A 13,147-nucleotide genomic window follows, 5' to 3' on the forward strand; every position below is an offset into this window, starting at 1 on the left:
GCAAAGGGGTGGGGGTGAAGCGGCGCGATACGCGCGGCTCCACCCCCGATGGAAAGGCGTTCTACTTCGCTGCGGTGAACGTGCCGTCCGCAGCGCAGGTTCCCTTGGCCGCCCCGAGCTTGTCAGTGGCGGCGTAGGTCGTTGACGTGACACCGGAGTCGCCCTCGACACACCATGAAGTGTTGTCTCCCGCAACCGTCAGAACCAGGCTCTTGGTATTAGCCCCCTTGGTCAGTCCGTAGTTGGAATTGAGGCTGGTGATGTCACCTGCAGTCGGGAGCGCGCCCTTGTCGGTCTGGTAGGCCACGATCGCCGTCTTCGCGTTCGTCACGTCGGACTGGACGGCGCTGTCTTTGGCGTTGTTCTGGATGCCGAGGTAAACGGGGATCGCGATCGCGGCGAGGATGCCGATGATGATCACGACGACGAGGAGTTCGATGAGCGTGAAGCCCTTCTCATCCTGTTCGAGAAGGCCCTTGCGGCGAGCGTTCAGCTTGCCCATGAGTCGGAAGTACATTGCGGTGTCCATTCGGTCGGGGATGCAGGTTGCGGACGGGGCGAGTCCCTTCCGGTGGCTTGATGCTATTTGGCAGGAAACTCTCGGCAGAATCCCACGAAAGGGGGTGATTTCACTCAGTTTTCACCCCAGTTATAGGGGGAAAACGGCGAGGCGACTCCCAGATAGGGGGTGCTATTTCACTAGGCTGGAGATTTGGAAGATCGGCATGTAGAGCGCCACGACCATGCCGCCGATCACCACACCGAGGAACGCGATCATCAGCGGCTCGATCATCGCGGTGAGCTGCTCCGTGGCCGCAGTGACCTCTTGGTCGTAGAAGTCCGCGATCTTGTTCAGCATCGTCTCGAGCGAACCGGAGTCCTCTCCCACGGCGATCATCTGCGTCACCATCGCCGGGAAGACGGGTTGCTGGGCAAGGGGCACAGCGATGGACTCCCCCTGCCTCACCGACTCCGCGACACGGTTGAGCGAGTCTTCGATCACCCAGTTGCCGCTCGTCTCACCGACGATCTTGAGGGCCTGCAGAATCGGCACGCCCGAGCCGATCATGTTCGAGAAATTGCGGCTGAATCGGGCGACGGCGATCTTTTTCAGCAGCGGGCCGAAGACCGGGATCCTGAGCTTGATCGGGTCCACCCGCATCCGGACGCGCTCAGCGTTCTTGTTCTTCGACCACCAGACGGCCGCGACGATCGCGAACACCAGCAGAACCGGAGCGATGTAAACCATCGCGTGCGAGAGCTGCACGAGGATCTCGGTCGGCAGCGGGAGCTGGCCGCCCAGCGACGTGAACATGTTCTCGAACACGGGGACGATGAACAACAGCATGGCCACCACGGCCAGCAGCGACAGGATGAGCACGATCACCGGATAGGTGAGCGCCGACTTGATCGTGCCTCGGAGCTTCACTTCCTTCTCGAAGTTCGTCGCGATCGCGTCGAGGGAGGAATCGAGGAACCCGCCGGTCTCGCCCGCCCGAACCATGTTGATCATGAGAGGCGGGAAGGCCTCGGAGTGTTTGCGCATCGCATCCGAGATCGAGACCCCGGTCTCGACGTCGTCCCTGACACTGCTCATCATCTTCGCGAGCTTCTTGTTCTCGGTCTGCTCCGCGACGATGTTCAGCGTGCGCAGCAGGGAGAGTCCCGAACCGATCATGGTGGCCATCTGGCGGCTCATGATGGCGAGGTCCTTCAACTTGACCCCACTGCCGAAGCCGAGACTGATCTCACGGTTCAGACCGGTGCCCTCGGGCGCCTCCTCGATCGAGACCGGGGAGAGCCCCATGGTGCGCAGCCGCGATGCAACCGCTGACTCGCCCGGCGCATCCAGGCGCCCCTTGACGATCTTGCCGTCGGCGTCGCGACCCCGATAGGCGTAGGCCGTGGTGGAAGCCATCTATCGCACCGATCCCGAGTAGCTGTCGCCGAAATCCGGGCCGCTGGCCGCAATGGCCTGCCCGGAGACGTCGATGGACGACTCCACCCGCTGGATCAGGCGGCCGATCCCCTCCGTGTCGTGCGCCTTCTCCAGAGCCGCCCGCCGGGTGATCGTGCCGTTGTTCACCAGGTCGGCCAGATGCTGGTCCATCGTGTGCATCCCTGAGTCGCGGCCGGCCTGCATCATCGAGGCGATCTGGTATGTCTTGCCCTCGCGGATGAGGTTCGCGATGGCAGGGGTCATCATCAGCACCTCCGTGGCGACGACGCGACCCCGACCCGATGCCCGTTTGACCAGAGTCTGGCAGACGACACCCTGCAGAGTGGCGGCCAATTGCGCGCGCACCTGGTCCTGCTGGTGCGGCGGAAAGACGTCGATGACGCGGTCGATGGTCTGCGGAGCGTCCTGCGTGTGCAGGGTCGCGAAGACGAGGTGCCCGGTCTCGGCCGCGGTCAACGCCACCGAGATCGTCTCCAGGTCGCGCAACTCGCCGATCAGGATGACATCGGGGTCTTGGCGGAGCACATGCTTCAGGGCGTTGTTGAAGCTGTGGGTGTCGTGGCCGACCTCGCGCTGATTGACGATCGCCTTCTTGTGCACATGCATGAACTCGATCGGGTCTTCGACGGTCACGATGTGGTCGGCGCGGGTGCTGTTCACCAGGTCGATCATCGCAGCGAGCGTCGTCGACTTGCCCGAACCCGTCGGTCCGGTGACCAGCACGAGACCGCGCGGAAGCTGGGAGAAGCCGCCGATGCTCTCGGGGACGCCGAGCTCGCGCAACTGTTTGATCTCGGTCGGGATCAGACGGAAGGCCGCACCGACGGAACCGCGCTGCTGGTAGAGGTTGACGCGAAAGCGAGAGTTCGCCGAGATGGTGAATGCGAAATCCAGCTCCAGCTCGCGTTGGAACGTCTCGAGCTGACGAGGGGTGAGCAGGCTGGTCAGAGCATCGGCGATGCGCTGTGTTCCCCACGGTTCGGTGGATCCCGCCGGGGTGAGGGCCCCGTCGATGCGGACCATCGGCGGCGCACCGACGGTCACGTGTAGGTCGGAGGCGCGCTGATACACGACTTCCCGGAGTGCTGCGACGAGCTGAGGGTCGGCCTTGGCCAGGGCCTCCCGTTCGACCGGAGAGAGCGTCTCGTCGATCGTCTCCGGTGGGCGTGGGGCCATCGGATGCTCGGCCGGCGGCTGAACCGGCACGTCGGCGGCGCGGCGCCCCTCGGGCACGAGCCGCTGCGCCGGTGCGGGCGGCGCGGCCGGGTCGGCCGGGGCGAACGACGGCGGCGGCGCAGCGAACGACGCCTGCGGCGGCGCAGCGAACGACGGCGGCTCCCAGGCTCCCGGCGGCGTCACCGGGATCTCGTAGATCGGCTTGCTCACGGGTTCTCCCCATCCTGCGTCGGACACTAGGCCACCACTCTCAGAATCTCGTCGACCGAGGTGAGGCCGAGCTTGGCCTTCTCCCAGCCGTCCTGTCGCAGGGTGAGCATCCCCTGCTCCTGCGCTGCGCGCGCGATCTCCGCGCTGGACGCGCGACCGACCGCGAGACGCTCGATCTCTTCGGTCACCGCCATCACCTCGTGCACGGCGATGCGGCCGCGGTAGCCCGTGTTCGAGCAGGCGGCGCAGCCGACCGGCGCGAAAACGAGCGGAACCTCGTCGTCGTCGAGGCGGAACCGCAGCCGTCGCAGATCGTCGGCGTCGTAGGTTCCCGGCTGTTTGCACCGGTCGCAGAGACGCCGGGCCAGCCGCTGCGCCACCACGCAGTCGAGGGCGGAACCGACCAGGAACGGCTCGATGTCCATCTCCGTCAGACGCGTCACGGCGCTCGGCGCATCATTGGTGTGCAGGGTGGAGAGCACGAGGTGGCCGGTCAGCGAGGCCTCGATGGCGATCTGCGCGGTTTCGTGGTCGCGGATCTCGCCGAGCAGCACCACATCCGGGTCGCTGCGCAGGATGGAGCGGAGAGCACTGGCGAAGGTCAGCCCCGCCTTCGGGTTCACCTGCACCTGGTTGACCCCGGGCATCCGGTACTCGACAGGGTCTTCGACGGTGATCACATTGATCTCGGGTCGGGCGACCGCGTTCAGCGTCGTGTAGAGCGTCGTCGACTTGCCGGAACCGGTCGGCCCGGTGACGAGGATCATCCCGTACGGCTTCGAATAGGAGGCCCGGTACGTCTCGAAATTGCGCTCCAACAGGCTGAGGTCGCGCAGCGTCATGCCCGTGTTGGTGTTGTCCAGGATGCGCATGACGACCTTCTCGCCCCACACTGTCGGCAGGGTCGCGACGCGGAGGTCGATCTGCCGGCCGCCGTGCACGACCGACATGCGGCCGTCCTGCGGTTTGCGGCGCTCGGCGATGTCGATGTCGCTCATGATCTTCAGGCGCGAGATGACGCCGTTCTGGATGCTCTTGGGCGCGCTCTGCATAGCATGCAGCACCCCGTCGATGCGGTACCGCACACGCACGTCGTGCTCGGCCGGCTCGATGTGGATGTCGGAGGCGTGGTCCTGGATCGCCTGGCTCACCAGCAGGTTCACGAAGCGCACGATCGGGGCGTCATCGTCGGTGGCGTCGCCGATGCTGACGGTGACCTCCTCGACCGGAGCGCTCTCCTCCTCCATCGACGTGGTCAGGTCGCTGAGTTCGTCGTCGGCACGGATGTAGCGGTCGATCGCGGCGAGCAACTCGGCCGACTCGGCGACCGCGGGCGCCACGCGCATCCGGGCCGCCGCTCGCACATCGTCGATCGCGAATACATTGCCCGGGTCGGCCATCGCCAGGATCACCGTTCCGTCGGCGACGCCCAGCGGAAGCACGGTGTGACGTCGGCAGAGGGCCCCGCTCACCAACGCGACCGCCGCCCGGTCGACCGGGTAGTCGGCGAGCTCGACGAACGGCAGGCCGGCCTGAGCCGCGCGGGCCTTGGCCAACTGGAGTTCGCTGATCGCCCCGCGGGCGACCAGATCGCGCACGGCGGCGTCATCGGCGGCCGGCTCGCTCGTCACCGAGTCGAGGTATTCGATCGGCAGGTGGCCGTGGAGGATCAGGATTTCTGTCATGGACGCCACGGATGGCCTCCTCGTTCAAGGACGGTGCCGGGGCGTGTCGGGTGTCACGGCAGGGTGCGGCTGTCGGGGGATGCGGTGCACAAGCGGTGGAGCGAGTGAAGCTGACGGTGAAGCGATGTCACACTATTCGCACGCGTCACGGCGGCAACAGCCCCGCTTGCGGGTGCCCCGCACCCGGGGGTCAGCACTTTCCCAGGTTCGCCGGGCGGAAACGTCCTGCGTCAGCGACGCCCGGGAACGTCAGCCCGGCGGCTCGCCAGGTAGACCAGCACGCCGGCCACAACGGCCGAACCCATGGTCGTGATCCAGAACGGCAGAGTGGTCGCGGCGGAACCGGTGGACGCACGCACGATACCGACCACGAACGAGACGACGGCCGCGACGAGCAGCACCCCCGCGATGCCGACCATCACGCGGCCGACCGTGTCGGTGTATTCGAGGAGCTGACGCCACATCCCCCCATTCTCCCCCATCCGCACCGAGTGCTCGTGCGTTAACGGCGAACGGCCCCGAGTGCGGTGCACTCGGGGCCGTTCGACAGCGGAGCCTAGTTGTAGGTTCCGGGGGTGTAGTCGTCCGAACTGAAGCTGTCGAAGTCGACGAAGCTCAGGTCGTTCTCGCTGAAGGCAGAGTCGTCAGCGAAGATGCGGTTCGGGTAACGCTCCGCCTTCGCCTCCTCGGTGGCCTCGACCGTGACATTGCGGTAGCGGGCCAGGCCGGTACCGGCCGGGATCAGCTTTCCGATGATCACGTTCTCTTTCAGACCGATCAGCGGGTCGGACTTGCCTTCCATGGCCGCCTGCGTCAGAACGCGGGTGGTCTCCTGGAAGGACGCGGCCGACAGCCACGACTCGGTCGCGAGCGACGCCTTGGTGATACCCATGACCTCCTGGCGAGCCGACGCGGTCTTCTTGCCCTCGGTGAGAGTGGCGCGGTTGACCTCGTTGTACTTCGAACGGTCGACGAGCTCACCGGGCAGCAGGTCGGTGTCGCCGTGCTCGACGACGGTGACCTTGCGCAGCATCTGCCGCACGATGACCTCGATGTGCTTGTCGTGGATCGGAACACCCTGCGAGCGGTACACGCCCTGCACACCACCGACGAGGTGCTTCTGCACCTCACGGACACCCTTGACGCGAAGAACTTCCTTCGGGTCGACGGCGCCGACGATGATCTGCTGGCCGAGCTCGACGTGCTGACCGTCCTCGACGAGGAGGGTCGAACGCTTGAGCACCGGGTAGACGTGCGGCTCGTCACCGTTGTCGGGGGTCAGGATCACCTTGCGGCTACGATCCGTGTCCTCGATGGTGATGCGGCCGGCGGCCTCGACGATCGGCGACGCACCCTTGGGGGTGCGGGCCTCGAAGAGCTCCTGCACACGCGGCAGACCCTGCGTGATGTCGTCAGCGGATGCGGAACCACCGGTGTGGAAGGTACGCATCGTGAGCTGGGTTCCCGGCTCACCGATCGACTGGGCCGCGATGATGCCGACGGCCTCGCCGATGTCGACGAGCTTTCCGGTCGCGAGCGAACGGCCGTAGCAGGCAGCACACACACCGACGGCCGACTCGCAGGTAAGCACGGAGCGCACCTTGATGTCGGTGACACCGGCCGCGACCAGCCTGTCGATGAGCACATCGCCCACATCGTCTCCGGCCTTGGCGACGACCTTGCCCTCGGGGGACACGGCGTCGGAGGCCAGGGTACGGGCGAACACCGAGTTCTCGACGTTGGCGTCGCGGACGAGCACGCCGTCCGCTCCGGCCTCGGCGATCGGCAGTTCGAGACCCCGCGACGTGCCGCAGTCGTCTTCGCGGATGATGACATCCTGCGAGACGTCTACCAGACGACGGGTCAGGTACCCCGAGTCGGCCGTACGGAGGGCCGTGTCGGCCAGACCCTTACGGGCACCGTGCGTCGCGATGAAGTACTCCGCCACCGACAGCCCCTCGCGGTACGAGGAGATGATCGGGCGAGGGATGATCTCACCCTTCGGGTTGTTCACGAGGCCTCGCATACCGGCGATGTTGCGCACCTGCAGCCAGTTACCACGAGCACCCGAGGTGACCATGCGGTTGATGGTGTTGTCGGCCGGGAAGTTGGCGCGCATGGCCTCGGCGACCTCGTTGGTCGCCTCGGTCCAGATCTTCACCAGTTCCTGACGACGCTCGAGGTCGGTCGTGAGACCCTTCTCGAACTCGGCGGTGACCTTGGCGGCCTTCTTCTCGTAGCCGGCCACGATCTGCGGCTTGTTCGGCGGCGTGAGGATGTCGCTCAGTGCGACGGTCACACCAGACCGGGTGGCCCAGTAGAAACCGGCGTCCTTGATGCGGTCCAGCGTCGCCGCGACCTCCACCTTCGGGTAGCGCTCGGCCAGCGCGTTCACGATGCCCGAGATCACACCCTTGTCGGCGACCTCTTCCACGTACGGGTAGTCCGCCGGGAGCGCCTCGTTGAAGAGGGCGCGACCGAGGGTCGTCTGCACGATGGCGGTGACGCCCTGAACGCCGGTGTCGGCCGCATCCGAGGGCACGTAGTCCTCGAGACGGATCTTCACCTTGGCGTTGAGGTGCAGCGAACCCTGGTCTTTGGCGAGGATCGCCTCGGAGACCGACGAGAACGCACGGCCCTCACCCTCGGCACCCTCGCGGATGGTGGTGAGGTGGTGCAGACCGATGATCATGTCCTGGGTGGGCAGGGTCACCGGGCGGCCGTCGGACGGCTTCAGGATGTTGTTCGAGGCGAGCATCAGAATGCGTGCCTCAGCCTGAGCCTCCACCGAGAGCGGAAGGTGCACAGCCATCTGGTCGCCGTCGAAGTCCGCGTTGAACGCGGCGCACACGAGCGGGTGCAGCTGGATGGCCTTGCCCTCGACGAGCTGAGGTTCGAACGCCTGGATGCCGAGACGGTGCAGCGTGGGCGCACGGTTCAGCAGAACGGGGCGCTCGCGGATGATCTCCTCGAGCACATCCCACACCTGCGGACGCGAACGCTCCACCATGCGCTTGGCGGCCTTGATGTTCTGAGCGTGGCTCAGATCGATCAGGCGCTTGATCACGAACGGCTTGAACAGCTCCAACGCCATCTGCTTGGGCAGACCGCACTGGTGCAGCTTCAGCTGCGGACCGACGATGATGACCGAACGGCCCGAGTAGTCGACGCGCTTTCCGAGCAGGTTCTGGCGGAAACGACCCTGCTTGCCCTTGAGCATGTCGCTCAGGGACTTCAGGGCGCGGTTGCCCGTACCGGTGACGGGGCGACCGCGGCGGCCGTTGTCGAACAGGGCGTCGACGGCCTCCTGCAGCATCCGCTTCTCGTTGTTGACGATGATCTCGGGGGCACCGAGGTCGAGCAGACGACGCAGACGGTTGTTCCGGTTGATCACGCGGCGGTACAGGTCGTTCAGGTCGCTCGTCGCGAACCGGCCACCGTCGAGCTGCACCATCGGGCGCAGCTCCGGCGGGATGACCGGGACGACGTCGAGCACCATCGCGGCCGGCGAGTTGCCGGTGGCGAGGAACGAGGAGACCACGCGCAGACGCTTGATGGCGCGGATCTTCTTCTGACCCTTGCCGTTCGCGATCTGGTCGCGCAGCAGCTCGGCTTCGGCCGCGAGGTCGAAGGAGAGCAGACGGCGCTTGATCGCCTCGGCGCCCATGTAGGCCTCGAAGTACAGGCCGAAGCGGTCGACGAGCTCGTTGAAGTCCGCGTCCTCCGGCTTGAGGTCGCCGACCTTGAGGGTGCGGAACGACTCCCACACGCGCTCCAGACGGGCGATGTCCTCGTCGTACGACTTGCGGATCTGGCCCATTTCCTTCTCGGCCGTGTCCTTGACGCGACGCTTCTGGTCGGCCTTGGCGCCTTCCTCCTCCAGCGCGGCGAGGTCGGTCTCCAGACGCTGCAGACGGTCCGCGATGCGGCTGTCACGCTGGTCGGAGAGCGTCTTGATCTCGAGGCGGAGCTCGTTCTCGAGACCGGGCATGTCGGCGTGACGGCCCTCCTCATCCACCTCGATGACCATGTAGGCGGCGAAGTAGATGACCTTCTCGAGGTCCTTCGGAGCCATGTCGAGCAGGTAGCCGAGACGCGACGGGACACCCTTGAAGTACCAGATGTGCGTCACGGGGGCGGCGAGCTCGATGTGGCCCATGCGCTCACGACGGACGGAGGACTTGGTGACCTCCACGCCGCAGCGCTCGCAGACGATGCCCTTGAAGCGCACGCGCTTGTACTTGCCGCAGGAGCACTCCCAGTCCCGGCTCGGACCGAAGATCTGCTCTCCGAAGAGGCCGTCTTTCTCGGGCTTCAGCGTGCGGTAGTTGATGGTCTCGGGCTTCTTGACCTCGCCGTACGACCAACGACGGATGTCGTCAGCAGTGGCCAGGCCGATACGCAGTTCATCGAACGTTGTTGCGTCGATCAATTTTCCTTCTTTCCTGGAAAAAGTATTCGTCAGTTGGGTCTGGCGGCTTAGATTTCGTCGATCGACGACGACTCGAAGCGCGAGGAAATGTTGATGCCGAGCTCTTCGGCGGCACGGAACGCTTCGTCGTCCGCGTCGCGCAGGCTGACCTGCTGGCCGTCGGCCGAGAGCACCTCGACGTTCAGGCAGAGCGACTGCATTTCCTTGATGAGAACCTTGAAGGATTCCGGGATGCCCGGCTCCTGGATGTTCTCGCCCTTGACGATGGCCTCATAGACCTTGACGCGGCCGAGGATGTCATCCGACTTGATGGTCAGGAGCTCCTGCAGCGCGTACGCGGCGCCGTAGGCCTCGAGGGCCCACACCTCCATCTCACCGAACCGCTGCCCACCGAACTGCGCCTTACCACCGAGCGGCTGCTGGGTGATCATCGAGTACGGTCCGGTCGAACGCGCGTGGATCTTGTCGTCGACCAGGTGGTGCAGTTTCAGGATGTACATGTAGCCGACCGACACGGGGTCGGGGTAGGGCTCGCCGGAACGGCCGTCGAACAGCTGCGTCTTGCCGGAGGACCCGATCAGACGGTCGCCGTCGCGCGTGACATTCGTGGAGTCGAGCAGACCCGCGATCTCTTCCTCGGCTGCACCGTCGAACACCGGGGTCGCGACCTTGGTGTTCGGGCGGCGCTGTGCGCGGCCTCGGGCAGACGGGCGGCCCACTTGGGCTTGCCCTTGACCTCCCAGCCCTGCTTGGCGATCCACCCGAGGTGGATCTCGAGCACCTGGCCGAAGTTCATTCGACCGGGGACGCCCAGCGGGTTCAGGATGACGTCGACCGGCGTGCCGTCGGCGAGGAAGGGCATGTCTTCGACCGGAAGGATCTTGGAGATGACACCCTTGTTGCCGTGGCGGCCGGCGAGCTTGTCGCCCGCGGTGATCTTGCGCTTCTGGGCGATGTAGACCACGACGCGCTGGTTGACGCCCGAGCCGAGCTCGTCGTCTCCATCCTGCGAGTCGAAGACCTTGACGCCGATGATCGTGCCCTCTTCACCGTGGGGAACCTTGAGCGAGGTGTCGCGCACCTCGCGGCTCTTCTCGTTGAAGATGGCGCGCAGCAGGCGCTCCTCGGCCGAGAGCTCGGTCTCGCCCTTCGGGGTGACCTTGCCGACGAGGATGTCGCCGGGGCTGACCTCGGCGCCGATGCGGATGATGCCGCGCTCGTCGAGGTCGGCCAGGAGGTCCGGGCTGACGTTCGGCAGGTCGCGGGTGATCTCTTCCTTGCCCAGCTTGGTGTCGCGGGCGTCGACCTCGTACTCCTCGATGTGGATCGAGGAGAGGGTGTCGTCCTTCACCAGGTTCTGGCTGAGGATGATCGCGTCTTCGTAGTTGTGACCCTCCCACGGCATGAACGCCACGAGGAGGTTCTTGCCGAGCGCGAGCTCGCCGTTCTCGGTCGCGGGACCGTCGGCGACGACCTCGCCGACCTCGACGCGCTCACCCTCGGAGACGATCACCCGGTGGTTGTACGACGTGCCCTGGTTCGAGCGGTCGAACTTGCGCAGGTAGTAGGTCTTCGTGCCGCCCTCGTCGAGCTGCACGGTGACCGCGTCGGCCGAGATCTCGGTGACGACACCGGCCTTGTCGGCGGTGAGGACGTCGCCGGCGTCGATGGCCGCGTAGCCCTCCATGCCGGTTCCGACCAGCGGCGACTCCGACCGCAGAAGCGGAACGGCCTGGCGCTGCATGTTCGCACCCATGAGGGCGCGGTTCGCGTCGTCGTGCTCGAGGAAGGGGATGAGGGCGGTACCGACCGACACCATCTGGCGCGGCGACACATCCATGTACCCGATCTCCTCGGCGGGGACGAGGTCGACCTCGCCGCCCTTCTGACGGGCCAGGACGCGGTCTTCGGCGAAGTGGCTGTCAGCGGTGAGCGGAGCATTGGCCTGGGCGACGATGAAGTCGTCCTCTTCGCTCGCGGTGAGGTAGTCGATGGTCTCGGTGACCTTGCCGTTGACGACGCGACGGTACGGGGTCTCGATGAAACCGAACGAGTTGATCCGCGCGAACGAGGCGAGCGAGCCGATCAGACCGATGTTCGGGCCTTCCGGGGTCTCGATCGGGCACATGCGGCCGTAGTGCGACGGGTGGACGTCACGGACCTCGACGCCGGCGCGCTCACGGCTCAGACCGCCCGGGCCCAGGGCCGAGAGGCGACGCTTGTGCGTCAGACCCGCGAGCGGGTTGTTCTGGTCCATGAACTGCGAGAGCTGGCTGGTTCCGAAGAACTCCTTGATCGCGGCGACGACGGGGCGCACGTTGATCAGGGTCTGCGGCGTGATGGCCTCGATGTCCTGCGTGGTCATGCGCTCGCGGACGACGCGCTCCATGCGGGACAGACCGGTGCGCACCTGGTTCTGGATGAGCTCGCCCACCGCGCGGATGCGACGGTTGCCGAAGTGGTCGATGTCGTCCACATCGAGGCGGATGTCGACGGGCTTGCCGTCGCGCACACCCTTGAAGGTGGTCTGGTTGTCGTGCAGCGAGACGAGGTACTTGATCGTGGCGATGATGTCGGCCACGGTCAGCACGGAGTCGCTCAGCGGCGCGTCGATCCCCAGCTTGCGGTTGATCTTGTAACGACCCACCTTGGCCAGGTCGTAGCGCTTCGAGTTGAAGTAGAAGTTGTCGAGCAGCGCACGCGCAGCTTCGGCGGCGACCTGCTCGCCCGGACGCAGCTTGCGGTAGATGTCCTTGAGCGCCTCCTCTTTGGTGAGGATCGCATCCTTCTCGAGGGTCAGCTCGATCGACTGGAAGCCGGCGAACTCCGAGAGGATCTCATCGCTCGTCAGACCGAGCGCCTTGAGGAACACGGTGACGGACTGCTTGCGCTTGCGGTCGATGCGGACGCCGACCTGGTCGCGCTTGTCGATCTCGAACTCGAGCCAGGCTCCGCGGCTCGGGATGACGCGGGCCGAGTAGATGTCCTTGTCGGAGGTCTTCTCGGGGGTGCGCTCGAAGTAGACGCCCGGGGAGCGGACCAGCTGCGACACGACGACACGCTCGGTGCCGTTGATGACGAAGGTGCCCTTCTCGGTCATCAGGGGGAAGTCGCCCATGAAGACGGTCTGCGTCTTGATCTCACCGGTGAGGTGATTCATGAACTCGGCCTCGACGTAGAGCGGGGCGGAGTAGGTCTTGCCCTTCTCCTTGCACTCGTCGATCGAGTACTTCTTCTCTTCGAGGAACGGGTTGGTGAAGGAGAGCTGCATGGTCTCACCGAGGTCTTCGATCGGAGAGATCTCCTCGAAGATCTCCTCGAGACCGGTGTTACTGGGCAGATCCTGACGACCCTGGGCCTCGGCCTCGGCGACGCGCGCCTTCCACGCGTCGTTTCCGACCAGCCAGTCGAAGCTCTCGGTCTGCAGAGCGAGCAGATCGGGAACGGTCAGGGTGTCTGTGATCTTCGCGAACGAGAGACGAGATGCGTTTCGTCCGTTCTTGGGTGATGTGTTGGTGGTTGCGTTGCGCGCAGCAGCCAAGGAAATAACCTCCGTTGGGCCCCGTCGGGCCTCAAGTTACTGTCGGTCTGGGTGGGTACTGTTGTGGACGAGAACTCCCAGGGGGCAGCGCACCTGTATATGCCTTGCTCTCGCAATGCCGAGGCGCGCGCGGAGAGATGGTG

6 protein-coding genes and 1 pseudogene are annotated in these 13,147 nt (G+C 65.5%); all 7 read right to left on the minus strand.

Annotated elements, in window-relative coordinates:
• Nucleotides 1-61: 61 nt before the first annotated feature.
• On the minus strand, nucleotides 62-529 hold the full coding sequence (locus K5L49_RS20415; RefSeq protein WP_308116531.1) for a type II secretion system protein: 468 nt from the start codon (nucleotides 527-529) through the stop codon (nucleotides 62-64).
• A 162-nt stretch (nucleotides 530-691) separates the two neighbouring features.
• Nucleotides 692-1,918, minus strand: coding sequence for a type II secretion system F family protein (locus tag K5L49_RS08350; RefSeq protein WP_223691871.1), 1,227 nt, complete (start codon nucleotides 1,916-1,918; stop codon nucleotides 692-694).
• Complete coding sequence (locus tag K5L49_RS08355; protein WP_308116532.1) at nucleotides 1,919-3,346, minus strand: type IV pilus twitching motility protein PilT; 1,428 nt, start codon at nucleotides 3,344-3,346, stop codon at nucleotides 1,919-1,921.
• Between the two features lie 26 nt (nucleotides 3,347-3,372).
• Nucleotides 3,373-5,040 carry a GspE/PulE family protein gene (locus K5L49_RS08360; RefSeq protein WP_223691873.1) on the minus strand — a complete coding sequence of 556 codons (1,668 nt, stop codon included), beginning with the start codon at nucleotides 5,038-5,040 and terminating at the stop codon, nucleotides 3,373-3,375.
• 221 nt (nucleotides 5,041-5,261) lie between these two features.
• Complete coding sequence (locus K5L49_RS08365; protein WP_223691875.1) at nucleotides 5,262-5,495, minus strand: hypothetical protein; 234 nt, start codon at nucleotides 5,493-5,495, stop codon at nucleotides 5,262-5,264.
• A 92-nt stretch (nucleotides 5,496-5,587) separates the two neighbouring features.
• A complete protein-coding gene (rpoC, locus tag K5L49_RS08370; RefSeq protein WP_223691877.1) occupies nucleotides 5,588-9,463 on the minus strand; it encodes a DNA-directed RNA polymerase subunit beta' in 3,876 nt (1,291 codons plus the stop codon).
• Between the two features lie 47 nt (nucleotides 9,464-9,510).
• A pseudogene (rpoB, locus tag K5L49_RS08375) lies at nucleotides 9,511-13,004 on the minus strand (DNA-directed RNA polymerase subunit beta).
• Between the last annotated feature and the right edge of the window lie 143 nt (nucleotides 13,005-13,147).

The organism is Leifsonia poae, from assembly GCF_020009625.1.
In the GTDB taxonomy this organism is placed as follows: domain Bacteria; phylum Actinomycetota; class Actinomycetes; order Actinomycetales; family Microbacteriaceae; genus Leifsonia; species Leifsonia poae_A.